The sequence below is a fragment of the Citrobacter sp. Cpo103 genome, from assembly GCF_030332605.1.
In the GTDB taxonomy this organism is placed as follows: Bacteria; Pseudomonadota; Gammaproteobacteria; order Enterobacterales; family Enterobacteriaceae; genus Citrobacter; species Citrobacter portucalensis.
This window is the reverse complement of the sequence record NZ_JAOWHO010000035.1, coordinates 990270-1015507: the sequence shown is the minus strand read 5'-3', so window position 1 is coordinate 1015507 and position 25238 is coordinate 990270. Positions and strand designations below refer to the sequence as shown.

The following is a 25238-nucleotide window of genomic DNA, read 5'->3' as shown; positions in this document are numbered from 1 at the left end:
TACAATAGCCGGTGAGAAAGTCACGCTACGTTGCCCGGCGTAGTCAGAGTAATAAATTCTATATGTTTACCAATCGAGATGTTCTTTCGGTGAAGAATGGATTTCAGTTTATTTATGCGGATTCGGGACGGGCGGTGTCTTGTTCGATATTGTCGCGGGTACCGACGCAGGATCTGAGGCTGGAGACCTTGAGGTAACGCAGCTTTCTACCCGCCATTCAGCGACGTCAGGGAAGCCCGTTTACTCACGGGCTTTTGTAGTTAAATCTGATAATCAATCACCGCCTCATCTGGCTCCATCGCCTGGCGCTTAATTTCATCGACGGATAACCCTGCATTGCATAGCTCGATGAATCGCCAGACGTAGTTGCGCTGCAGCTGTCCGCGTTTAAGCCCTAGCCAAACGGTATTTGCATCAAACAAATGCCGGGTATCAAGACGGGTTAAGGTCCCCTCTTCCTGCTCGCCGCTGGATTGCTCTGCCACCAGCCCAATCCCCAACCCCAGCGACACGTAAGTTTTAATCACATCCGAGTCCTGGGCGCTGAGAACAATATCCGGTATCAGCCCTTTGCGAGCAAATGCTTCATCAATGCGGGAACGCCCTGTAATCCCCTGACGATAGGTAATTAACGGCCAGTGAGCGATAGACTCCAGCGTGAGCGGAGAAGCTTTCACTAATGGATGGTCGTGAGGAACAAGCAGGCTGTGATGCCAACGAAACCAGGGAAAAGCCACCAACAATGGATCGCTGCTCAGCCGCTCACTGGCAATTCCGATATCTGCCCCGCCATTTTGTAGCAGGACATCAATCTCCTGTGGCGTACCCTGAATAAGTTCCAGACGCACCTCAGGGAACAGCTCACGAAAGGCTTTTATCACCGCAGGCAAGCTATAGCGTGCCTGGGTATGCGTGGTGGCAATCGTCAGAACGCCGGACGTGTCATTGGTAAACAGATCCGCCAGTCGACGAACATTACTGGCCTCATTCAGAATACGCTCGGCAATAATCAGCAAGGCTTTACCCGGTTCGGTCATGCCCAACAGGCGTTTACCGCGACGGATAAAAATCTCGATGCCAAGTTCATCTTCAAGTTCACGAATGTGTCGGCTGACGCCCGACTGCGAGGTGTACAGTATATTCGCGACCTCTGTCAGGTTGTAATCCTGACGGGCCGCCTCGCGGATTATTTTAAGTTGCTGGAAATTCACATTTCGCTCCGGGCACATCAGACATTACGCTATTGTTAAAGTCTGATGCCCGGCATAACAAATAATAAAAACCTGCATCTTATTCCTTGTGGGAATAAGGTTTAGCTGACCAGCTGCAGCTCGCGATTTTCCAGCGCCGGACGGCTGACCAGCGACAACAGGATCTCCTTCACGGCCTGCGCCTGGGGCGATAAGCTCCCTCTGGCTGATACGTTCAACGATAATGGCAGATTCATCGATGGTGTTGTGATGCGTGCCATCCAGCCGTTAGCCGCATTGCATAATGAACGGGCGGCCGACTCAGGCAACACTGTGACACCCATACCACTGGCAATGGCGGCCGTTAGGGTGGAGATAGACTCAATTTCGCCAATCACTTTAGCCGTTAAGCGACGTAGCGAAAAAGCTTCATCCACGCGCAGGCGAACCGCGCTGTAATCCCGTGGCAAGAACAAATTCATCTGCGCCACTGCGGCTAAATCGACGCTTTGGCCAGGACACTCACGCGTGCCGACCAGGTAGAGATCCTCTTTAAGCAACGGTTGACTGCTGATGCCCGCCACAGGTGAACGCTCATAGAGCACTGCCATATCTAATTGCCCGCTGAGCAGCTTGTCATTCAGCACTGCCCCACTGTTTTCATGCAAATAGACCAGCACATCAGGCAGTTCGGCACGTAGCGTCTGTAATAACGGCATGGTAATGGATGACGCGACTGTCCCCGGCGCAAGGCCGATAGAGACCTGTCCACTCAAGGTCTGGCCCACGTTATTAACCGCAAGTTGCGCCTGTTCGCACTGACGTAAAATCGTCCGGGCGTGGGTATATAGCACTTTTCCTGCTTCCGTCGGCGTGACGCCACGCTTGGTACGAATCAGCAATTGCTGATCCAGCTCACCTTCCAGCGTAGCGACCTGCTGGCTCAGCGCGGGTTGCGCAATGTGCAACACTTCCGCTGCCTGGGTCAGGCTACCAATATCGACGATTTTCACGAAATATTTCAGTCGTCTGAAGTTCATTTTGCCTCCTGTCGGAATACCAGAACCCGTGCTGGCAGTCATTAAATTCAGGACTGCAAGATGCTTGCCACTTTCGTCTAAAACGGTGTTTTACGGTTAAAGCCGCGTAAAGTCAGGAGTAAAAGCGAAGGAAGATCATTCTGCACACCTAAGTATCTCATTCAGTCTGCCCTGGAAGAGGTAGACACGCACCAGAATGGGGCAAAAGCATAAAAAGACGGAAAGATCGCCGCTTTGCTGATTTTGTCAGCAAACGAACACACAAATGTGTTTACCCCTTTGACAAGCCTCACCACCCTCGCTAATATGCGCCTCGTTCAAACGATTCCTCTGTAGTTCAGTCGGTAGAACGGCGGACTGTTAATCCGTATGTCACTGGTTCGAGTCCAGTCAGAGGAGCCATATTTAAGAAGCCTGCTTAGGAAACTAAGCAGGCTTTTTGCTTTTATGCCATTGCTCATTGCGCATATCAAAACCTCAACTTAGTCTGGCCAACACTTCATTCATAATAGCCGCAGGTATTTGTTCCAGACACTTGCCGTTCCGGGCTTCCATATCAATAGACAGGAACACCAATGAGTTGAGATGTCCGCTCTTCGCTCACTGCAGACTTTAAACTCACCCAGTACCTCCGCTCTGTGCCAGCAGAGGACTTTTCTATCGCCGCTGATATATTAATCCATGGAGAGCAGGCCAAATTTATAATATAAATTGACGGGTACGCTGAATTTTACAGGAACATCTCCAATGAATATTGCCGCCTCAATTGCCCTTTTGGGCGCTTGCCCATTTGTGAGTCTGGCGGCAGTACCGGTGACCTTTTCCGAAACTGTCCTGGATGCCGCAGGGCCAAAAGGCCCTTTGAAAGGCACGTTACTCACCCCGAATTCAAAACCAACAGCCGTTGTTCTTATCATTCCTGGCTCCGGGCCAACCGATCGGGATGGAAACAACCCGCTTGGTGTGAATGCATCGCCTTACCGACTTCTTGCTGAAGGCCTTGCTGCCAAAGGCTTTGCGACGCTTCGTATCGACAAACGTGGAATGTTCGCTAGCGCAATGGCCGTAGAGGATGCCAATGCGGTGACGATTGCTGACTATGTTGACGACGTTCGATCCTGGGTAGACGTGCTTAGACGTCACATGCACACCCCCTGTATTTGGGTTTTAGGGCACAGTGAAGGGGGCGTAGTCGCACTTGCCTCGGCTCAAGAAGAGAATGTGTGCGGTGTGATTCTTATCGCAACGCCCGGGAGGCCGATGGGCGAGGTGTTGAGGGGGCAACTTAACGCTAATCCGGAAAATGAAATTCTATTAAAGCAGGCACTGCCGATAATTGATGCTCTGGAGCATCGGCGGCGAGTCGATATTACGAATATTCACCCAGCACTGCAAAGTATCTTTAATCCTGCTGTTCAGGGTTTTTTGATCAATGCGTTTTCATATAATCCAGGTCATCTCATTTCGAGTATTTCCAAACCCGTGTTAGTGCTACAAGGGCAACGCGATCTCCAGGTGGAAGAAACGGATGCAAGACTGCTTAAGGCCGCGAATCCTCAAGCGTCCCTGGTTATACTGCCCAATATGAACCATGTTATGAAAGAGGTGACTTCGGACGATCGCAAAGCGAATATCGCGTCATACACTGAACCCGCGCTCCCCTTAGCTCCCGGTTTAATCGACTCGATTGAGCATTTCCTGATCTGCAACTCACCTTTTCCCGAAAAGTAACAGCTGCTTCACGCTCACACTGGACCTTCAACTCAGTAAATATGCCCGCTCCGTGTCAGGAGTGGACGTTGGTATTTTTAATATCTCGTTTCCAGTTCCTTAGCAACTCTGCGAACTTTATCGTTACATCAACGTGTTATCCCTATCTGCTTCCGTGCCCTGAAAACTAAGATAAGAAATGAAAATAGTACATTTTAATAATGAATTAAATGCAGCGCAGGCAAATGATAGCGCAAGTAAACTGAACACATGCTAATCATCGACCTGAATCTCAGGACTAACCATGCGTTTGTTAAATGTCTTTATCTTTTTGTTTACTGCACTTGTTCTAGTGAAAACTATTCACGATAACCCCCCTTTTCTCTGCTCGATATTTTTGTTTCATCTCCTGAATTCAGCGTTAGCCATGGGCGCGTTTTTCTTTTGTTTATTTTCGATACTGGAACTGGCGTCATGGCCAGTGCTTAAATCTGTTGACTGGAAACGTGAAAAAAGATGAATGCTCCCAAACTTTCAAGCTATCTCAACCAGTTTCAGGTGCTTATCAAAGTGGCAGAAACGGGTAATCAATCAAGGGCAGCCAGAGAACTGGGGTTGACCCCTTCGGCTGTCAGCAAGAGTCTTACTCAACTTGAGGGCGTTGTTGGCAATGTGCTGATTTCTCGCGAATCGCGCCCAATTCAGTTAACGGCAAGTGGGCGGCGAATACTTCAGGTGGCACGCCGGGTGATTGCTGACATTGAAGGACTGGCTGCCAGCGTAGAAACTGAAACACTGCGTATCAACTGTTCAGTGGCATTTGGTTGCACCCACATTCCACATATTTCAAATTCCTTTCAGCAGCTACACCCGGGTGTGTGCATTAACGTCACACTTGACGACCGTCTGATTAATCTGGCGCGCGATGAGTTTGATATCGCCTTAAGGATCTCTTCGGAAGCGGCACGATATGAAGAAGATGATACATGCCTGATGGATATCAGCTGGTTCTATTGTGCCTCTCCGGAATATCTGAAATGTCATCCGCCGATTCACACTCCCGCCGATTTACGTTTCCATCAGTGCCTGGTCTACCCGCAAATGACCAGCGAGGGAAGATGGACATTTCATCATGGGGTCATGAGCGAAACGGTAAAAGTAATGCCCTATTTTTCGTGTAATTCCAGCCTGCTATTGCTGCAAAGAGCGTTAGCCCATGGTGGGGTTGCTTGTCTGCCGGATTATCTGGTGAGCCATTATCTGGATTCCGGGAAGTTAATACGCGTACTACCAGCTCACGATCCTGGCGTCACTCATCGTTTACAGGCCATTGTCTCGCCTTCAGCACAAGGGGACAAAACTATTATTAATTTTCTGGATTTTCTGAAGACTGCATTACGGGAAAAAATGTGATGGCGCGCTGATCATTGACGACACCATCTGTGACTCACATTCACAGTCATTGCTATATATCAGTGCGAATCACAATTCGGCGATGCTGTTATCGGGACAATATTGTTTTACCAACATCTTCGTTAAAAGATGAACTTACAGAAATAGATTCTGTAATGACTAGAACCCTACACACATATTTAAGGTTCGGCAGAAATCCAGAAAATATAAGTCTCTTTTAAGAGGTTAAAAATGATGGTAAACAGTGAAGATACAGTGATTAAGCATAGAATTCCTTTCACAACCTACGATCTTGGATGGGTAGTATTGTGTATCGGCATGGCGATAGGAGCAGGTATTATCTACATGCCGATTCAGGCTGGCGTAAAGGGAATATGGGTATTTGTTGCCTCTATTTCATTAAGCTATCCAGCAATCTACTGGCTTCAGAACCTGTACCTTAAAACCTTAACCCAGACACCAGCCTGTGACAGCTATGCAGAAATTATAACCCAATATCTTGGTAAAAACTGGGGAGGATTGTTAGGTGTTGCTTACTTTTTAATGTTGCTAATGGGGATTTTGAATTATGCCATGAGTCTGGTAAACGATAGCGCTGCGTATTTTCATAGCTATCACATCACCGATGGTTTTTTATCCAAAACAGCATGGTACCCTCTTATTTTATTAGGTGTTATGGTGTTGATTGCTAATCAGGGTGAAAGATGGCTGTTTCGTATCTCCGGGCCGATGATTTTCTTTAAACTTGCCGTAATTGTCTTTCTTGGTGCAGTAATGACTCCATACTGGAGTATCAATAATATCTCTGCATTTCCTCCTGTCATGAGCTTCCTGCGAGATGTTTTGCTAACGCTGCCATTTACGTTGTTTTCAATTTTGTTTGTTCAGATCCTCAACCCAATGAACATCGCATATCGCAAACTGGAGTCCGACCCAGTCATTGCTTCACTACGAGCAATCCGTGCTACGCGCATTGCCTACATTGTACTTGTCGTCAGTGTGCTGTTCTTCGCCTTTTCCTTTAGTTTCGCCATCACCAAAGAAGAGGCAGCGTCAGCTCTTGAACAAAATATCTCTGCCCTGGCGCTGGCATCACAAATCATGCCGGGAAATTTAGTGAGCATACTTTCAGTAACACTAAATATCTTTGCAATATTAACGGCATTTTTTAGTATTTATCTGGGGTTCAAAGAAGCTATTATGGGACTAGCGGTAAATATGATATCCCGCATCTCAGGCAGCGAAAGTATTAACCGTAGACTGCTTTCAATCATTATTGCCGTAGCGATTGTCATATTTCTCTGGGGTTGGGTAAGTTTTGATTTTTCAGTGATGCTGCTAATGCAAATTTCCGGCCCAGTATTTGGACTGGTAGCCTGTTTAATACCCTTCTATCTGGTAAAAAGAATCTCGGCACTGGACAACCTGCGATCCTGTAAAAATTATTATGTTGCCTTTTATGGCATTCTTCTTTGCATCTCACCATTTTTAAAATTTGTTGAATAAAATTGACCAGCTGTCAAGGTCATAAATTATGGATGTGTATATGAAAAATATGAACAGTCACTCCCTTAAATTATCAACCCGTCTAACGCAAATGGGGCGGAATACTCGTGAACAGCACGGTTTTGTGAACAGCCCGGTGTATCGTGGCTCAACCGTTGTATTTGAAACTGTGGAAGATCTCGAAAACAATCGGGCGGCCTTTGCTTACGGTACGCTTGGCACACCCACTATTAAAAATCTGGAAGATGCCTGGACGGAGCTTGCAGGAGCTGCTGGCACAGTGATGTCACCTTCTGGACTGGGCGCCGTGGCTCTGGCGCTAATGACGACACTCAAGGCAGGAGATCATCTCCTGATGCCGGACTCCGTTTACCGCCCAACGCGAAATTTTTGCGATCTCACCCTGCAAAAATTTGGCGTCACAACCACTTATTACGACCCGATGGTGGGAGAAGGTATCTGCGCACTGATCCGCCCTGAAACCAGCACGCTATTCCTGGAGTCTCCCGGCTCGCAAACCTTTGAGATTCAGGACGTCCCGCTGCTTACCCGCATTGCACGTAGCCGGAATATTAAAACTATCATCGATAACACCTGGGCAACGCCGCTGTTCTTCCAGGCACATCAACACGGCTGCGACATCTCTGTGGAAGCCGGGACCAAATACCTTAGTGGACACTCTGACTTGCTGATGGGGATGGTGAGCGCTAATGCCGAGACCTGGCCTGCGCTACGTGCCACCTATGACAGTATGGCCATGTTACCGGGTGCAGAAGACTGTTTCCTTGCCTTACGTGGTTTGAGAACGTTGCATATTCGCCTGAAAGAAGCGGAAACACGGGCACTGGCAATTGCTCACTGGCTTGCAGAACAACCTGAAGTCAATACTGTACTCCACCCCGCAATGCCGGATTGTCCGGGACATGAAATCTGGAAGCGAGACTTTACGGGATCGTCAGGGCTGTTCTCTGTGGTGCTTGATCCCGTATTCAGCAAACAGGCGGTAACACGCATGCTGAATGACATGCAGCTGTTCGGAATGGGGTATTCCTGGGGCGGTTTTGAAAGCCTGATTATTCCTTTCGACTGCCGGGAATATCGAACTGCGACAACCTGGAACAAGAAGGGAGAAACCCTCCGGCTCCAGATTGGTCTGGAAGATCCGGATGACCTGATCACCGATCTGCGTCAGGGGCTTGATCGGCTGCATTCATTGACGTAATCGGGTTTTACGGCTCGCAAACCTGCAAAATTTGCTCTTTCATCCATAAATGTCCAGGTGAGTTACTGAGCTGTGGGCTGTAATAAGCCTTCAGAATATACTGGGGTGTCGGGAATGGAGGAGTAAACACCACAAGATTTTTCATATCAAAAACAGATGAGATGCCCCGCTTGGGAAGCGTGATGACCAGATCAGTATTTGAAACAATGAGCGGGGCAATCATCAGACTTGGCAATTCAACAACAATTCGGCGGCGTACCTGCTGACTTTCCAGATAACGGTCGATAGCACCCCGGGATTCCAGCCATGGGCGTACCACCACGTGCCCGGCGCTAAGATAGCGCTCATGGGTAAGGGAATCATGAATTTCAGGATGACCGCGTCGCGCAGCAACCACGTAATCATCAGTAAAGCAGGTAATAGACTCAATACCACGCCGGGGATTTTTCTGCTCTTCTTCAAAACCAAGGGCATAATCAACTTTGCCCGAAAGCAGATCTTCATCGGCGTTAAAATCACGTGAGTAGATAAGCTTAATAGTAATGCCCGGCGCGAGGCTGTTAACTCTCGCGATCAGGCCAGGCAGGATCACCGCAGCCGTGTAGTCCGTAGCGGCAAAAGTAAACGTCTCCCGGCTTTTTTCCGGCTCAAAGTGTTCAGGCTCATGCAGGCAAGTAGAGAGACTGCTCAGAGCGGCGGAAACGTTGGCGGCAATGCTCTCTGCTTTTGACGTTGGCACCATGCGTCCGCCGGTGCGCACAAATAAAGGATCGTCAAGTGAGGCTCTTAAGCGATTCAGCGCATGACTTAGCGCCGATGGACTTAGTGCCATTTCGTTAGCTGCCTCCGTTACGCTCCCATGCCGATAAAGAGAATCGAAGATAAGCAATAAATTCAGATCGGTCTTACGCAACGTCGACACCATGGTTCTTTTATCCGGGGCAAATTTGAAAACAGCAGTTAATGAATATTATACATTTTATTGTTGCATAAAATGCAGCGAAAGCATGATTGAAAAAAGATAATATATTTACAACAAAATGATTCTGAAGAGGCAAAACTATGTCTACCCCTGTATTCCGTCAGGCCACTGTCGCCGATGTCGATCGTTGCTATGATATTGAAATCACATCCTACGAAGGGGATGAAGCCGCAACGCGCGAGAAAATAGCCACCCGAATTAACCGCTATCCGGAAGGTTTCCTGTGTATGGAGCTGAACGGCGACATTATTGGTTTCATCAATGCAGGCTGCGCATGGGAAGTCGTGATGTCTGATGAAGAATTTAAAGAACTGGTTGGACACGATCCGGATGCTCCTAATGCCGTGATTATGTCTGTCGTGGTTCACCCGGATTATCAGGGGAAAGGATACTCGTCGTTGCTGATGCGTGAATTCGTATCGCATATGAAAGCAATGAACAAAAAAACAATTCACCTGTTGTGTAAAGATCGCCACGTCGATCTGTATGCTCATTTTGGTTACCAGTATATAAAACCGTCAGAGTCAGACCACGGTGGTATGGCCTGGCACGAAATGATGATGACACTCTGATTTAACGATCAAGGCACGACTATTTTTCTTTTCATCTCCGGTTTGCGCTGACAGTTTGCTGTGGTTGTCAGCGCCTCCTCACCTGATTTTTTTATGCAAAATACTCAAACTGCTCCGCAGACGCTTAAGCGTACCCTGCATACACGCCACCTTTCGATGATCGCTATTGGCGGTTCTATTGGTACAGGCCTGTTTCTGGCCTCCGGTGCTGCTATCGCTCAGGCGGGTCCTGCTGGTGCGCTATTGTCGTATATTATCATCGGTCTTATGGTCTACTTCATCATGACCGGCCTTGGTGAACTTGCTGCATTTATGCCCGTTTCCGGTGCGTTCGCCGTCTATGGCGCACGCTTTGTTGATGAAGGTTTTGGCTTCGCACTAGGTTGGAATTACTGGTTCAGCTGGGCCGTCGCCACGGCAGTGGATTTAGTGGCCGCGCAACTGGTGATGGGGTACTGGTTCCCGGAGATCTCTGGATGGATCTGGAGCGCAGGATTTCTGGTGCTGATCTTCTTGCTAAACGCGCTGTCGGTCAGAGGGTTTGGCGAGGCGGAATACTGGTTCTCTCTCATTAAGGTCGCAACGGTAGTGATTTTCATTGTGCTGGGGTTACTGATGATTACTGGTATCCTGCGTGGGGCACCTGACGCCGGGCTGCTTAACTGGCAAACAGGTTCGGGGCCATTTGCAGGCAATATCTTTAGTATGATCGGCGTGGCGATGATTGTTGGCGTATCTTTCCAGGGTACAGAACTGATTGGTATTGCCGCCGGTGAGGCGCAAGAGCCAGAGAAAGCCATTCCGCGTGCCATGCGTCAGATTTTCTGGCGAATTTTGCTGTTCTACGTTTTTGCGATTCTGGTGATCAGCTTGATTGTGCCTTATACGGATCCGCACCTGCTGCAATCCGATGTAGATAATGTCAGCATGAGTCCGTTTACACTGGTATTCCAGAATGCAGGATTATTATCCGCCGCGGCGATCATGAATGCGGTTATCCTCACCTCCGTGGTCTCAGCTGGTAACTCTGGTCTATACGCTTCAACCCGTATGCTTTTTAACCTGGCGCATGAAGGAAAGGCTCCTGCATTTTTTACCCAACTGACGCGTAACGGCGTGCCGCTGCTTGCTTTACTGGCAACTGCCATGGTGTCGGCACTGTGTTTTTTATCGTCGATGTTTGATAACGCATCCGTCTATATGTGGTTACTGAACATGACGGGAATGACTGGCTTTATTGCCTGGTTAGGGATTGCCGTCAGCCACTACCGTTTTCGACGTGGATATGTACAGCAAGGCCATAACGTTGACGTCCTGCCCTATCGTTCAGCGTTTTTCCCTGTAGGAACGATCTTTGCCTTCTTACTCTGCCTGGCAGTAACACTCGGCCAGAACTATCAAGCATTTATGCATGACAAAATCGACTGGTACGGAGTGGCCTCCACCTATATCGGTATTCCGATATTTCTGGTGTTATGGACAGGCTATAAGATAACCACTCGCTGTCGTTGGATAAGGTATGACGAGATGTGTTTTGATAAGCAGGAGTAATGGTTATACCAGTTGTCGCCAGCGTTTAACACTTTTGAATGCGCAGTCAATGTACAGTCAATTGCCCGCAAGATAGCTCGGGAACCGTGGCGACCACTCACTGGCGATTGCCGTAAACTCACCAGTGTATTCTACATGGGAATTGAGCTGTCCTGTGTTTTAATCAATGTCCGCTTCTCGCTGTGAGTCCAACCGTCACATGCCAAAAGCAGACTCCCCCTTCCCCATCCGATATCCACCTCATAACATTTTTATAAATAACAAAGCATTAAGAAGTTCAACGTAATACAATTATATTTATAATTGTAATGATAACCATTCTCATATTACTATAATCGCGTGATAATTAACTTTTGATACATTCCACATGTCTGACCACGCCACTACCACTGCTTCCTTTACGCTCGAGTCGCTTTATGGCGCACATCACGGCTGGTTGAAAAGCTGGCTGACGCGCAAACTCCAGTCCGCCTTTGATGCAGATGACATTGCCCAGGACACTTTTCTACGGGTAATGGGCAGCGACTCGCTCTCGACGATCCGCGATCCGCGCTCCTTTCTGTGCACTCTCGCCAAACGGGTGATGGTCGACCTGTTTCGCCGAAACGCGCTGGAAAAAGCCTATCTGGAGATGTTGGCGCTTATGCCGGAGGCGCTCGCGCCTTCCCCCGAGGAACGCGAGAGCCAGCTCGAAACCCTGCAACTCATCGACAGCATGCTTGACGGGCTGAACGGAAAAACACGAGAAGCGTTTCTGCTTTCGCAACTGGATGGTCTGACATACAGCGAGATCGCGCTGAAGCTCGGTATCTCCGTCAGCTCGGTGAAAAAGTATATGGCAAAGGCTATCGAACATTGTCTGCTGTTTCGTCTGGAGCACGGCCTGTGAACGCTTCTATCACTGATTCTCGCCGCCAGGCATTGCGCTCGGCATCGCACTGGTATGCTGTATTGAGCGGCGAGCGTGTCAGCCCACAGCAAGAAGCGCGCTGGCAACAATGGTATGCAGAGGACAAAGATCATCAGTGGGCCTGGCAACAGGTTGAAAACCTGCGCAGCCAGCTCAGCCGCGTACCGGGCGATGTCGCCAGCCGGGCGCTGCACGATACGCGCCTTACCCGTCGTCATGTCATGAAAGGGCTACTGCTGCTACTTGGCGTAGGCGGCGGCTGGCAGCTCTGGCAATCTGAAGCCGGTGAAGGTCTGCGCGCGGATTACCGCACCGCCAAAGGCGCGGTCAGCCATCAGCGGCTGGAAGACGGCTCGCTGCTGACGCTCAACACACAAAGCGCAGCGGACGTTCGTTTTGATACGCGTCAACGCTCTGTCCATCTCTGGTACGGCGAAATTGCTATTACCACCGCAAAAGACGCGCAGCAGAGACCTTTCCGCGTTGTGACCCGCCAGGGCCAGCTCACCGCATTAGGCACAGAATTTACCGTCTACCAGCAGGACAACGTCACACGCGTTGTCGTTCAACAACACGCTGTTGAAGTCTTACTGGCAAATCATCCGCAGGAAAAACGCATCGTCAGCGCTGGCGAGAGCCTGCAGTTTAGCGCGTCTGAATTTGGTGCAATAGCCTCAGCGGATGATGAAAGCGCCACCTGGACGCAGGGCATTCTGAGCTTCAGCGATAAACCTTTGGGTGAAGTGATTGCCACGCTGAGCCGTTATCGCAACGGCGTGCTGCGCTGCGATCCGGCTGTGGCCGGGTTACGCCTGAGTGGCACTTTCCCGCTGAAAAATACTGATGCAATCCTGGATGTTATTGCCAAGACTCTTCCAGTGAAAATTCAGTCAGTTACGCGATACTGGGTAAATATTTCCGCATTGTAAGCAAAATAATTCTCATTTCTATTGTCCTTTTTCCCCTTCTCATTCGACTCATAGATGAACACAACAAAAATGATGATGGAGAAGGTATGACGCCTTTACGCGTTTTTCGCAAAACAACACCTTTGGTTAACGCCGTTCGCCTGAGCCTGCTGCCGCTGGCCGGGCTGTCGTTATCCGCCTTCGCAGCGCAGGTTGATATTGCACCGGGTTCGCTCGACAAAGCCCTTAATCAGTATGCCGCGCTCAGCGGAATTACCCTGTCGGTTGACGCCAGCCTGACGCGCGGCAAACAGAGTAACGGTCTTCACGGTGACTACGACGTCGAAACCGGCCTGCAACACCTGCTGAACGGTAGTGGCCTGCAGGTGAAACCGCTGGGTAATAACAGCTGGACGCTGGAGCCCGCACCAACACCGCAAGAAGATGCCCTGACCGTGGTGGGTGACTGGCTGGGGGATGCGCGCGAAAACGACGTATTCGAGCATGCCGGCGCACGTGACGTTATCCGCCGTGAGGATTTCGCCAAAACCGGCGCAACATCCATGCGCGAGGTACTGAACCGCATTCCTGGCGTTACCGCCCCAGAAAACAACGGCACCGGTAGCCACGATCTGGCGATGAACTTTGGTATTCGCGGCCTGAACCCGCGCCTGGCCAGTCGTTCAACGGTGCTGATGGACGGTATTCCCGTACCGTTTGCTCCTTACGGCCAGCCGCAGCTTTCACTGGCGCCTGTCTCACTCGGAAATATGGACGCCATCGACGTGGTTCGCGGCGGTGGCGCGGTGCGTTACGGGCCACAAAGCGTGGGCGGGGTGGTGAACTTTGTTACCCGCGCTATTCCGCAAGACTTCGGCATGGAAGCCGGCGTGGAAGGCCAGCTCAGCCCAACATCTTCACAAAATAACCCAAAAGAAACGCACAACCTGATGGTGGGCGGCACGGCGGATAACGGTTTTGGTACCGCCCTGCTTTACTCCGGCACACGTGGAAGCGACTGGCGCGAACACAGCGCGACCCGCATCGACGACCTGATGCTGAAAAGCAAATATGCGCCAAACGAAGTGCATACCTTCAACAGTCTGTTGCAATACTACGACGGTGAAGCTGACATGCCCGGCGGCCTGTCTCGCGCGGATTACGACGCCGACCGCTGGCAATCCACGCGCCCTTACGATCGCTTCTGGGGGCGCCGCAAACTGGCGAGCCTCGGCTACCAGTTCCAGCCGGACAGCCAGCATAAATTCAATATTCAGGGCTTCTACACTGAAACTCTGCGCAGCGGCTACCTGGAACAGGGAAAACGCCTCACCCTTTCACCGCGTAACTACTGGGTACGCGGCATTGAACCACGCTACAGTCAGAGCTTTATGGTGGGTCCTTCTGCGCACGAAGTGGGCGTGGGATACCGCTATGTGAGCGAGTCGACGCATGAAATGCGTTACTACACGACCACCAGCAGCGGACAACTGCCGTCCAGCGCCAGCCCTTACGATCGCGACACTCGTTCCGGCACCGAAGCGCACGCCTGGTATCTGGATGACAAAATCGACATTGGCAACTGGACTATCACACCGGGTATGCGTTTTGAACATATCGAGTCATACCAGAACAACGCCATCAAAGGCTCACATGAGGAAGTAAGCTACAACGCCCCACTTCCGGCGCTAAACGTACTTTATCACCTGACTGATAGCTGGAATCTTTATGCAAACACTGAAGGCTCATTCGGCACCGTACAGTACAGCCAAATTGGCAAGGCTGTGCAAAGCGGCAATGTGGAACCGGAAAAAGCGCGAACCTGGGAGCTCGGAACCCGATACGACGATGGCGCGCTGACGGCGGAAATGGGGCTGTTCCTGATTAACTTTAATAATCAGTACGATTCCAACCAAACCAACGACACCGTTACCGCACGCGGTAAAACGCGCCATACCGGACTGGAAACTCAGACTCGCTATGATCTTGGCACATTGACGCCAATGCTCGACAACGTTTCAGTCTACGCAAGCTATGCGTATGTGAACGCTGAGATTCGCGAGAAAGGCGATACCTATGGCAATCAGGTGCCCTTCTCACCAAAACACAAAGGCACGTTGGGCGTGGACTATAAGCCGGGCAACTGGACCTTCAACCTGAATAGCGATTTCCAGTCCAGCCAGTTTGCGGATAACGCCAACACCGTTAAAGAGAGCGCTGACGGTAGTACCGGTCGCATCCCTGGCTTTATGCTCTGGGGCGCACGCGTAGCCTATGACTTCGGCCCGCAGATGGCAGACCTGAACCTGGCGTTCGGTGTGAAAAATATCTTCGACCAAGAGTATTTCACCCGCTCTTACGACGACAACAACAAAGGCATCTACGCAGGCCAGCCGCGCACGCTGTATATGCAGGGTTCGTTGAAGTTCTAAACCCCGTTTACCCGGCCTGCATGCTGTTTTGTAGGTCGGGCAAACGAAACGCCACCCGACGCAGGCAATTTACATGTTCACACCATTACGCACACTATTCGCCGCTCTGCTGCTCACCGGCCATGCTTTTGCCGCCACGGTTCATGACGAACATGGCACCTTTACGCTTGATAAAACGCCACAACGGATAGTGGTGCTGGAACTGTCGTTCGCGGACGCACTGGCTGCTGTCGATGTCAGTCCGGTCGGCATTGCCGACGATAACGATGCCATGCGCATTCTTCCAGAGGTTCGTACCCATCTGAAACCCTGGCAGTCTGTCGGCACGCGTGCGCAGCCGAGTTTAGAAGCCATCAGCGCGCTGAAACCGGATCTGATCATTGCCGACAGCAGCCGCCATGCGGGTATTCACAGCGCCTTACAGCAAATCGCACCGGTGCTGTTGCTCAAGTCCCGCAATGAAACCTACGCTGAAAATCTTCAGTCTGCGGCCATCATCGGTGAAATCGTGGGTAAAAAGGCACAGATGCAGTCACGCCTGGCGCAACACCAACAACAGATGTCAGAGTGGGCCAGCCAACTGCCAAAAGACACGATGGTGGTGTTTGGTACGTCCCGGGAGCAGCAGTTCAACCTGCACACGCAGGAGACCTGGACCGGGGGCGTCCTGACCTCTCTGGGGCTGACGGTGCCTGCGGCTATGGCGAGTTCGTCTATGCCTTCCATCGGTCTGGAACAGCTGCTGGCGCTCAATCCGGCATGGCTGCTGGTCGCGCACTATCGTGAAGAGAGCATCGTGAAACGCTGGCAACAAGACCCGCTGTGGCAGATGTTAACTGCGGCGCAGAAGCAGCAGACGGCGTCGGTCGACAGTAACGCCTGGGCGCGGATGCGCGGCATTTTCGCAGCCGAACGCATTGCCAGCGACACGGTAAAAATCTTTCACCACCAGCCTTTATCCGATGTGAAATGACAGTTTTCAAACATCCAGCACTACAGTGGGGGCTTCCCCTTGTCGCGCTTATCGCTATCTTCTGGCTGAGTCTGTTTTGCTACTCGGCCATTCCTGTTTCTGGCGTTGATGCCATTCACGCCCTGCTGCCAGGCCATACGCCGACGCTTCCACAAGCGCTGGTGCAAAACCTTCGTTTGCCGAGAAGCCTGGTCGCCATTTTGATCGGCGCAAGCCTGGCTCTGGCGGGGACGCTGCTGCAGACCCTGACGCATAATGCAATGGCCTCCCCTTCACTACTCGGTATTAACAGTGGCGCAGCGCTGGCGATGGCGCTTACCAGCGCTATCAGCCCTGCGCCCGTTACGGGTTACTCCATCGCCTTTATCGCCGCCTGCGGTGGCGGCGTAAGCTGGCTGATGGTGATGACCGCAGGTGGTGGATTTCGCCACACCCAGGACAGAAACAAACTGATCCTCGCGGGCATTGCGTTCTCGGCTTTCTGTATGGCCCTTACCCGCATCACCCTGCTGCTGACGGAAGATCACGCCTACGGCATTTTTTACTGGCTTGCGGGAGGCGTATCCCACGCTCGTTGGCAGGAGTTCTGGCAGCTTTTCCCAATGGTAGTGGTTGCTGTACCGGTGGTATTGCTGCTGGCTAATCAACTGAACCTGCTTAACGTCAGTGACAGCACCGCCCGCACGCTGGGGGTGAATCTGCCGAAGCTCCGTTTGATCATCAATATTCTGGTGCTGCTTCTGGTCGGTACCTGCGTCAGCGTGGCAGGTCCGGTGGCGTTTATCGGTCTGCTGATGCCGCATCTGGCTCGCTTCTGGGTGGGATTCGATCAGCGCAAGGTCCTGCCGATGAGCATGCTTATGGGCGCCACACTGCTGCTGCTGGCTGATGTTCTGGCCCGAGCGCTGGCCTTCCCTGGCGAATTGCCCGCGGGGGCAGTAGTGGCGCTGATTGGTGCACCCTGTTTTGTCTGGCTGGTCAGGAGGCGTGGATGAAAATTGCGTTCGTCATTTTCATCGCCCTCGCGCTGGCAGGACTTTCGGCTTTGTCACTACAAATGGGGGTGATCGCCATTCCCTGGCGTGCTCTGCTGAGCGACTGGCAGACCGGGCGCGAATATCATTACGTATTAACGGCGTACCGCCTGCCGCGACTGCTACTGGCGCTGCTTGTCGGTGCAGCCCTCGCGGTGGCAGGCGTGCTGGTGCAAGGGATCGTGCGTAACCCTTTGGCATCACCGGATATCCTCGGCGTAAACCATGCCGCCAGTCTTGCCTCTGTAGGCGCACTGCTTCTTTTACCGTCACTACCGGTGATTGCTCTGCCGCTGCTGGCCTTTGCCGGTGGCATGGCGGGCCTGATCCTGCTGAGAATACTGGCGAACACCAGCCAGCCGATGAAGCTGGCGCTCACGGGTGTTGCGCTCTCTGCCTGCTGGGCCAGCCTGACGGATTATCTGATGCTCTCGCACCCGCAGGATGTGAACAGCGCCCTGCTGTGGCTGACCGGCAGCTTATGGGGCCGTGACTGGAGCTTTGTGAAAATAGCCGCCCCACTGCTGATTTTGTTTCTGCCGCTGAGTCTGCGTTTTTGCCGCGATCTCGACCTCCTGGCATTGGGCGATGCGCGCGCCGCCACGCTCGGTGTGTCGGTGCCGCGTATTCGACTCCAGACTTTGCTACTGGCCGTCGCCATGACATCGACCGGCGTGGCCGTCTGCGGCCCAATTAGCTTTATTGGTCTTGTGGTGCCGCACATGGTGCGCAGCATTACCGGTGGACGTCACCGCTGGCTGCTGCCCGTTTCAGCCATGACAGGTGCGTTACTGCTGGTGGTTGCCGACCTGCTGGCGCGAATTATTCATCCTCCGCTGGAGCTTCCGGCTGGCGTGCTGACCGCCATTATCGGTGCACCATGGTTTGTCTGGCTGCTTGTGAGAATGCGATAAATGACATTACGAACTGAAAATCTGACGGTCTGTTACGGTACAAACAAGGTGCTTGATGGCGTTTCACTCGCCCTACCAGCGGGGAAGACAACTGCCCTGCTCGGCCCTAACGGCTGCGGGAAGTCAACGTTGTTAAACTGTTTTTCACGACTGTTAACACCGCAGTCCGGTGGCGTATTTCTCGGCGATAGTGCCATCAATACGCTCTCATCACGCCAGCTAGCCCGCAGGCTGGCGCTGCTGCCCCAGCACCATTTAACTCCCGAGGGGATCACCGTCCAGGAGCTTGTTTCGTACGGTCGCAACCCGTGGTTGTCACTCTGGGGGCGTCTCTCCGTTGAAGACAATACGCGGGTCCATGATGCTATGAGCCAGACGCGGATCCAACATCTTGCCGAACGACGGTTAACTGATCTTTCTGGCGGTCAGCGACAGCGCGCATTTCTGGCGATGGTCCTGGCGCAGGATACGCTCGTTGTACTACTCGATGAGCCAACCACCTATCTCGATATCAATCACCAGGTGGAACTGATGCGGCTGATGGGGGAACTCCGGGCTCAGGGGAAAACGGTAGTCGCCGTGCTGCACGACCTTAATCAGGCCAGCCGGTATTGCGACCATCTGGTGGTAATGGCGAACGGACATGTTATGGCGCAAGGCACACCAGAAGAGGTGATGAACCCTGGATTGCTGAGAACCGTATTCAGCGTGGATACGGAGATACACCCCGAACCGGTATCTGGCAGGCCGATGTGTGTAGTGAGGTAGATGATACAGTCTGTAATCGTACCATGGCTTCAACAGGTCGCCGGTTATATCACTCGTGCTACGATGACTTCAGTCCGCCCAGGTAACATTTCAACGGTTCTGGGCTGGATCATGTTGCAGCGTTCTGTCATCAACCATCATGCGTTTAGAACCAGTCAAAACCATATGAATCATCGGTTCATAAACCGCAGACAACGGTGTTCAGGGATTACTCTCTGCACCATAGCAACCCGTGAAATGCAGTTTACCGAGTGATAACACGTCGCTGTATGCACAGCAACAAAGGCAGGATTAAGTAAAACGCGAAGAGGATGACGAAACGGGGAGACACGCTAATTCATCTTTCCGCTTAATATTAACGGGCGCTGGGTTGCTTCATACCGACGTCCGCGGTGTGCCCAGACTGTGTGAAAACCCTACCTAAAAACCGAAGTGCGTGAGGTTATGCAAAATCTGGGGTCGATCGACTGGTCAATCTGTGTCAAATTTTACGTAGGAGCGCATTTTTCGACTCTGTTCTACACCCTTTCTACGATCGCTAACGTTTTCACACAACCTATGCCAGGAGCGGACGTTTCAAAAAGGTGCAGTATGCCAATCCTAAACTGGCGATGAACCGTTTTAGGAGCGAGTTAGGTGATCGCCTGAGCGATCACTTATAATACGATTACAGTCAAACCGAATTATGGGTAGACGCATAAAGGTGATATTTAATTCTGAATCGCCAGTTCAGTAATGCGCACGGATTAATGCGTGGTAATGGAGATAACAAAGTAATCCTCCAGACACAACCGAAGCTATTGTGAAGGACTACTGAAAGCTTATTAACCCTCAACGCTTACTAAGTCAGGAGAGTAAGGGAATCGATAATTTCATGTTCTGTATTTTCAATCTCCAGATTGAGAATTTCAGAAACACGTTGAACTCTTAATCCTTTGTTGATGTTAAACAAATCCATTTTATCCAGCGCATACATGGTGAGTGCGGTTAAGACAGCAGACAAAAATGAGGCCACAATTATACTTAATGGCTCACCCATGCCCATGCCACTGAACCAGCTTTCGATAGCGATACCTGCAAACATAGTTACCGAGCCTGCAATGAGCTTTAGAATGGCATCGCCTTTTTGTGCAGGTGATTTTTTTTCGTCCCTCAGGATAGGAGCAATTTGCATCAATATCTTTACGCCTTCTTTAACTACCCGAGCGATTTTTTTAAATACTCCAACGAAGCAGTTAAGGATCCCTTCGAGCAGCATGCTGATGAAGTTTTTAAAAAAGGAGAGTAGTCCACCTTTTAAAAGGCTAGCTGCCTTTTCCATAATATGCTTTTTCATCCGACCAAAGCGTTCCTTAAGAGCGTCCTTGAAACTGTTTGCGGAAATCCCATCTTCAATGCCATTTCTGATACAATCATTTAACTCATAGTAGAGCGGTTTTATTGCAAACAAAATAACTTCTCCCAGCAGCTGGTGGCCCGCAGCGTTGCACGCATCGACAGCCAGTCTCTGTTGAACCTCTCTGTTGCTTTTGACATTGCCCCACACTGTTTCATTTGTTTTCTTATCTAAGGCAATTTGCGCTTCGTCCATTTTTTTAATTTGATTCGCTTTGACTTCTTTGTCTTTTTCCGTAAGAGCTATTTTATTCTTCTTATTTTTACTAAGTACGTAGCCTTGGTCAATTTGCTGCTGTAATTCGTCACGCGTCAAATCATGTTTAGCTTTATTGCCACCAGCATTATTTACCTGGCTGGTAATCACAATATTCTCTTCAATATTGATGATGTCTTTTATGTCATCAACAGTTAATGCTTTGTTGCTCTTGAGATTTTTACAAAGTTCAGCGCAAGGCACCACGTGATCTGCTTGAGCAGCTTGCCCCGGTAAGCCTTCACTATTGGCATGTTTCTTGTTTTTATAAATAACGCTATCAGGATCATAACCATCTTGGGCAGTATTCTCGTCACCAAAATACTTTTCTTTAATCGGATCTGAACCTTTTCGCATCGTGGTTACGTTGCCATCGCGAGTCATTTTTCCATCGTAGTAGACTGACCGTTTATCAAATGTCGCGATGTTCACCTGCTCATTGAGCTGTTCGGTATAACTATCAATCGTCGTATTGCTCTGCGGTTTGGCATACGAAAATACTTTGCATTCGTTATAGAGTCGTGACGCGGTAATTCCTTGCTTAGTACCAAGCTTAAATGACCGCATGGTGCCATCGATAAGGCCAAGGAAGACGGGTTCCAGAATTGAATTAGCGCCGCTTTGCGCGTCCATATTTGCAATTAAACCGGTAATTTCTGCGATATCTGAGTCATTAACTTCGTAATTATAGAGTTCGCCAGCATAGGCAGCAGCCATATCGTTATTTTCAATAAACCGGGCATCTTCGGTATTGATTAGGCTTAATCCAAACAAGTCAGGCATCGCCAGGTTACCTTCCCTTGCTGCTGATTGGTGCTGTCGAATGTTAGCTAATCGCATTTTATGTCGTTGAGCATTATCCATGTCACTATCCTATGTCCAGCAAGCAATTAGAAACTGTCAAAAACCATGGGCGGTTTGGAGGTTGTCTTCAGTAAATTCGTCAACTGTATTGATAATAATGTTGAAGATTTCTTCGTGTTCATTGCTGGTAAAGGCATGTTTTTTGATCAACGCTTTGGCTGAATTTATTGAGGGTGGGTTACTTCTCATTTCTGAAATTTTATTTTGTGTAATGGCAGGCAGTAGCGCTCTCGTACCTATCCCACAAATCAGCCAGTCCAGCTCCTCCATCAAATTGTCTGTGAGTTTACGACTAGTGGAAGCGCATGCTATGCCAAGTCCGAATGCAGCGACGATGAATTGGTCACGATTGGCAATTTGATCCAACAGCGCGGTGACCTGGCGTTTCAGTGCATGCATTTCGGCAGTATGGCGGGCCAGCTCCTCATTCCTGCCTTGATTAACATCACTCTGGCGACTGGCTTCAGTTGCGGCGTCACCCGCAACGCTTGCAGCCGCTCCAGCAGCACCTCCCACTACAGCAGCCCCTACAGCAAGAGCCTCTGCACCAAGCAGTGATCCTGCTAATGAAGCTGCCCCCAAGACCGAGCCGCCACCCGTGAATGGAGCTAAAGCAACAGCAGCAACACCTACGGCAACTCCACCGGCGCAATACCCTACAATCTTCACTAATTTCATTCATCGCCTCAGCTTATTATAATTATCTGATTAATAAACATACGATCATTTTTATTCGTTCTAAACTTAATATCTTCTAATGTTGTTCATAATTCAAGGTAGATGAGAAACAGAAATATACCCTTCAGCTGCTGACCTGCTCCGCGTTGATTAAGAAACCTCAATGTTAGTCATGTAGTTGTTGGAGCTGCGAACTGCCGCTTTTCGCTCACAGCGGACCTTCAGCTCAGTCAGAACGTCCGCTCAGTGCCAGGAACGGAAGTTGCCAAGAGCATTATCCATGCCTGGATGATGAGGAACAGAGAGGGCAGACTTATAAGACCAATACTAACCACCGTCATCGGTTTTTTATTTAAGGCCATCTGTCATTCATAACCTGAAAAGAGGGAAAGGGTCTGGTTGCTGTTTAAGCTGTTCGGCAATTCCCCTGAGCGTTAACAGAGCTTGAGTTAGCTGGTCAAACTCTGTTCCTCCGATACACAAACGGATCCCGGACTGATCCGACTGTTCACTCACTTCAGTAGACGCCGGTGCCGTCACTTTAATACCTGCCGCCAGCGCGGCTTTGTAGAACGACTGCGCTTCTTCTCGTGAAAACGGCATCCAGATATGAAAGCTGGGCTGTCCTGAACGGTAGACATGCGCCCCCAGAATGTCTGTCGCAAGTTCGTAGCGACGCTTCGTTTCTTGTTCAATGGCCAGTGTGACAGTTTCTGCCGTTCCATCGATCAACCATTGCTCCATGATGGCGCTGCTTAAGGGGGAGACCATCATCGCCGTGGCTCTTAGCATGGATTCCGCGCGTGAATATAACGCCTCCGGTACCAGCAGCCCACCAATCCGCAGTGCCGGATTTAGAATTTTAGATAAGCTGTTAACGTACAAAGTGATATCAGGGGCTAATCTGGCTATTTGCGGCAATCCGGCATCACGTCCCAGTCGGTACACGTCATCCTCAATGATCGTTATTCCTCTCTCCCGACAAACCCGGATCAGTTCCAGACGGCGGGCAAGGCTCATGATGCGCGTCGAAGGGCTTTGTAGCAGAGGCGTGACATACACCGCACCGCCTTTTTCTGCATGTTCATCCAGACTGCGTTCCAGAGCGGATACGTCCATGCCTTCGTCATCCATAGGGATCCCCACTAGCGTGAGCTTGAGTAACCGTGAAAGCTGGATCAGACCTGAATAGGTTTGGGCCTCCACGTACAGTCGGCCAAAGGGTTCGCAGACGGTCGAGAGTGCCACAGAAAGCGCGTGTTGAGCACCGTTGGTTAAAATGAGTTGTTGATAATCTGCCGGGATCCCCAACCCGTTAAACCACTGTGCAAGCAATCGCCGATGCTCGTCATGTCCTGCGGCCGGAGCGTAAGTATTAAACATATCCATGTCCGGTCGACGGGCGATGGTGGCTAACGTCGCGCTCAATGAGCGGGACGTTAATGCTGCTGGAGGCGTGTTCTGTGACAGGTCGATAAACGTTCTGTTCCGTGAATTGGCCAGGGCAACGAACATGCCGCTACCCTTAACGCTCCTGACGAGCCCGCGTTTCTCCAGGATACCGTACGCTTTCGTTACAGTACCCAGCCCTATGCCAAGCGTATCCGCTAAATTACGGTGTGCCGGTAAGCGCGCGCCGTGGCTCAGTAAGCCCGAAAGGATATCTTCTGACAACGCCTGTACCAACTGGTCAGTGGGAGATGTGCTGTTTTGTGCAAGTCTGGGCTGCCAGGGGGAGCGTTCACGCATAAAATCACCAAAAGTGTAATGTGACACTATTTATATTTACTCATAGTGTCACATAATTTATTCTGACGCCAGGTTTTGAAATGTTGAAATGAGCCAAAAGAATGAGTGAACAGCAAGTTGATGTAAGGACTGACATTCCCTTTCAGGATGAGGCTGGCAGTACGGCAAAAGAGTTTCGTCGCGGCCTGAAAGATGGCCTGCCAGTCCTGCTGGGTGTGGTCCCCTTTGCTCTGGTGCTGGGCGCTCAGGCAAGCCAAAAGGGACTCAATACTCTGGAAGTCCCGCTGATGACAGGACTGAATTTTGCGGGAGGATCGGAGTTTGCCGCGATACAGATCTGGACATCCCCGCCCTCTTTTTTACTGATTATGGCGGTGACACTGTTGGTTAATAGTCGCCATATTTTAATGGGCGCAACGCTGGTTCCGCTGCTTTCTCGTTTTCCGAAACGAAAAGTCTTACCAGCGCTTTTTTTAATGACGGATGAGAGTTGGGCGTTAAGTTATAATGACGCGCACAGCAAAAAATATAAAAGTACAGTGTATTTTAGCATGCCCTATTATCTGGGTGTTTCGTTGTCTTTTTATTCGATGTGGGTTTTCTGCACCACCCTCGGGGCGTTAATTGGCCCGGTACTCGGCGACGTTCATCAGTATGGTTTTGATATGGCCTTCCCGGCTGTCTTTCTTGTATTGGTCAGAGGTATGTGGAATGGCTGGCGAAAAGCCGTGCCATGGATAATCAGTTTGCTCGTCTCAGTTGCGGTGTGCCATTTTGTTTCCGGCCTTTGGTATGTCATTGCCGGTCCACTGGCAGGGCTAATGACGGCTGCCTTAATGGGAGGTGATGATGCTTAATTATCAGACCGTTATTGCTATTGTACTGATGGCATTGACCACCTATGCAACCCGTGTAACAGCCTACCTGATATTACGCAACAGGGTTCTCACCCCGAGGGCGATGGTGGTGCTGAAATCCTCACCAGGCTGCGTCATGCTGGCATTTATCGCTCCTTTTTTTGCATCCGGAGCACCTGCCGACCTGATCGCGTTAGGCATAACGTTATTTATCGCAATGCGATTTTCAATGCCTATAACGGTAATCAGCGGCGTTTTAGCTGCGTTTATATTACGTCATTATTTTGGGTGAAATTTCTGATTAATTAATTTTC

Annotated in this window: 22 protein-coding genes, 1 tRNA gene and 1 pseudogene; 16 read left to right on the top strand and 8 right to left on the bottom strand. The window is 50.5% G+C overall.

What is annotated here, in order from left to right; translation table 11 throughout:
- Positions 1–260 precede the first annotated feature (260 nt).
- Together cbl and nac are read right to left on the bottom strand one after the other, a co-directional pair.
- Positions 261–1211 (bottom strand): HTH-type transcriptional regulator Cbl, encoded by a 951-nt coding sequence (gene cbl, locus OGX89_RS21350; protein WP_126956003.1) that lies wholly within the window; start codon positions 1209–1211, stop codon positions 261–263.
- A 101-nt stretch (positions 1212–1312) separates the two neighbouring features.
- The gene (gene nac / locus OGX89_RS21345) at positions 1313–2230 is read right to left on the bottom strand and encodes a nitrogen assimilation transcriptional regulator NAC (protein ID WP_008784390.1); all 918 of its coding nucleotides are present in this window, start codon (positions 2228–2230) and stop codon (positions 1313–1315) included.
- Between the two features lie 326 nt (positions 2231–2556).
- Here nac and OGX89_RS21340 point away from each other — a divergent pair.
- Positions 2557–2632, top strand: a tRNA-Asn gene (locus OGX89_RS21340).
- A gap of 75 nt (positions 2633–2707) precedes the next feature.
- On the opposite strand, the pseudogene OGX89_RS21335 reads toward OGX89_RS21340, so the two are convergent.
- A pseudogene (locus tag OGX89_RS21335) lies at positions 2708–2794 on the bottom strand (type II toxin-antitoxin system PemK/MazF family toxin); the annotation flags it as partial.
- Between the two features lie 183 nt (positions 2795–2977).
- On the opposite strand from OGX89_RS21335, the gene OGX89_RS21330 reads away from it, so the two are divergent.
- The 4 genes from OGX89_RS21330 to metC all read left to right on the top strand — a co-directional run bounded on the left by OGX89_RS21330 (position 2978) and on the right by metC (position 8081).
- Positions 2978–3961 (top strand): alpha/beta hydrolase, encoded by a 984-nt coding sequence (locus tag OGX89_RS21330; RefSeq protein WP_126956001.1) that lies wholly within the window; start codon positions 2978–2980, stop codon positions 3959–3961.
- 495 nt (positions 3962–4456) lie between these two features.
- Positions 4457–5353 carry a LysR family transcriptional regulator gene (locus tag OGX89_RS21325; protein WP_126955999.1) on the top strand — a complete coding sequence of 299 codons (897 nt, stop codon included), beginning with the start codon at positions 4457–4459 and terminating at the stop codon, positions 5351–5353.
- 318 nt (positions 5354–5671) lie between these two features.
- Positions 5672–6859: an amino acid permease gene (locus OGX89_RS21320; protein WP_232397922.1), complete on the top strand. Its 1188-nt coding sequence runs from the start codon at positions 5672–5674 to the stop codon at positions 6857–6859.
- 40 nt (positions 6860–6899) lie between these two features.
- On the top strand, positions 6900–8081 hold the full coding sequence (gene metC, locus OGX89_RS21315; protein WP_126955995.1) for a cystathionine beta-lyase: 1182 nt from the start codon (positions 6900–6902) through the stop codon (positions 8079–8081).
- Positions 8082–8088: 7 nt separating this feature from the next.
- On the opposite strand, the gene OGX89_RS21310 is transcribed toward metC, so the two are convergent.
- Complete coding sequence (locus OGX89_RS21310) at positions 8089–9006, bottom strand: LysR family transcriptional regulator (protein ID WP_126955993.1); 918 nt, start codon at positions 9004–9006, stop codon at positions 8089–8091.
- A 137-nt stretch (positions 9007–9143) separates the two neighbouring features.
- Here OGX89_RS21310 and OGX89_RS21305 point away from each other — a divergent pair, with 137 nt between their 5' ends.
- The 9 genes from OGX89_RS21305 (at position 9144) to fecE (ending at position 19125) form a co-directional block, all read left to right on the top strand.
- On the top strand, positions 9144–9635 hold the full coding sequence (locus OGX89_RS21305) for a GNAT family N-acetyltransferase (RefSeq protein ID WP_126955991.1): 492 nt from the start codon (positions 9144–9146) through the stop codon (positions 9633–9635).
- Positions 9636–9728: 93 nt separating this feature from the next.
- A complete protein-coding gene (locus OGX89_RS21300; protein WP_126955989.1) occupies positions 9729–11186 on the top strand; it encodes an amino acid permease in 1458 nt (485 codons plus the stop codon).
- A gap of 367 nt (positions 11187–11553) precedes the next feature.
- The gene (gene fecI / locus OGX89_RS21295; RefSeq protein WP_008784388.1) at positions 11554–12075 is read left to right on the top strand and encodes a ferric citrate uptake sigma factor FecI; all 522 of its coding nucleotides are present in this window, start codon (positions 11554–11556) and stop codon (positions 12073–12075) included.
- The gene (gene fecR / locus OGX89_RS21290; protein ID WP_126955987.1) at positions 12072–13025 is read left to right on the top strand and encodes a ferric citrate uptake sigma factor regulator FecR; all 954 of its coding nucleotides are present in this window, start codon (positions 12072–12074) and stop codon (positions 13023–13025) included. The genes fecI and fecR overlap by 4 nt, the downstream gene beginning before the upstream one ends.
- Positions 13026–13111: 86 nt before the next feature.
- Positions 13112–15436 carry a TonB-dependent Fe(3+) dicitrate receptor FecA gene (gene fecA / locus OGX89_RS21285; protein WP_126955985.1) on the top strand — a complete coding sequence of 775 codons (2325 nt, stop codon included), beginning with the start codon at positions 13112–13114 and terminating at the stop codon, positions 15434–15436.
- Between the two features lie 73 nt (positions 15437–15509).
- Positions 15510–16409, top strand: a complete 900-nt coding sequence (locus tag OGX89_RS21280) for a Fe(3+) dicitrate ABC transporter substrate-binding protein FecB (protein ID WP_126955983.1) — start codon at positions 15510–15512, stop codon at positions 16407–16409.
- Complete coding sequence (gene fecC, locus OGX89_RS21275) at positions 16406–17404, top strand: iron-dicitrate ABC transporter permease FecC (protein ID WP_126318469.1); 999 nt, start codon at positions 16406–16408, stop codon at positions 17402–17404. Before OGX89_RS21280 ends, fecC begins: the two co-directional genes overlap by 4 nt.
- Positions 17401–18357 carry a Fe(3+) dicitrate ABC transporter permease subunit FecD gene (gene fecD / locus OGX89_RS21270; protein ID WP_126955981.1) on the top strand — a complete coding sequence of 319 codons (957 nt, stop codon included), beginning with the start codon at positions 17401–17403 and terminating at the stop codon, positions 18355–18357. Before fecC ends, fecD begins: the two co-directional genes overlap by 4 nt.
- On the top strand, positions 18358–19125 hold the full coding sequence (gene fecE, locus OGX89_RS21265; RefSeq protein ID WP_126955980.1) for a Fe(3+) dicitrate ABC transporter ATP-binding protein FecE: 768 nt from the start codon (positions 18358–18360) through the stop codon (positions 19123–19125).
- A 90-nt stretch (positions 19126–19215) separates the two neighbouring features.
- On the opposite strand, the gene OGX89_RS21260 is transcribed toward fecE, so the two are convergent.
- The 4 genes from OGX89_RS21260 to OGX89_RS21245 form a co-directional block, all read right to left on the bottom strand.
- Positions 19216–19290, bottom strand: a complete 75-nt coding sequence (locus OGX89_RS21260) for an AraC family transcriptional regulator (protein ID WP_231133698.1) — start codon at positions 19288–19290, stop codon at positions 19216–19218.
- A 676-nt stretch (positions 19291–19966) separates the two neighbouring features.
- Positions 19967–21640, bottom strand: coding sequence for a hypothetical protein (locus OGX89_RS21255; protein WP_260601075.1), 1674 nt, complete (start codon positions 21638–21640; stop codon positions 19967–19969).
- A 36-nt stretch (positions 21641–21676) separates the two neighbouring features.
- Positions 21677–22318, bottom strand: coding sequence for a hypothetical protein (locus OGX89_RS21250; protein WP_003832208.1), 642 nt, complete (start codon positions 22316–22318; stop codon positions 21677–21679).
- Positions 22319–22687: 369 nt separating this feature from the next.
- Complete coding sequence (locus tag OGX89_RS21245; RefSeq protein WP_126955979.1) at positions 22688–24067, bottom strand: aminotransferase-like domain-containing protein; 1380 nt, start codon at positions 24065–24067, stop codon at positions 22688–22690.
- A gap of 101 nt (positions 24068–24168) precedes the next feature.
- On the opposite strand from OGX89_RS21245, the gene OGX89_RS21240 reads away from it, so the two are divergent.
- Together OGX89_RS21240 and OGX89_RS21235 are read left to right on the top strand one after the other, a co-directional pair.
- Positions 24169–24924, top strand: coding sequence for an AzlC family ABC transporter permease (locus tag OGX89_RS21240; protein WP_200920553.1), 756 nt, complete (start codon positions 24169–24171; stop codon positions 24922–24924).
- Positions 24914–25216 (top strand): AzlD family protein, encoded by a 303-nt coding sequence (locus OGX89_RS21235; protein ID WP_231133692.1) that lies wholly within the window; start codon positions 24914–24916, stop codon positions 25214–25216. Before OGX89_RS21240 ends, OGX89_RS21235 begins: the two co-directional genes overlap by 11 nt.
- Positions 25217–25238: the final 22 nt, after the last annotated feature.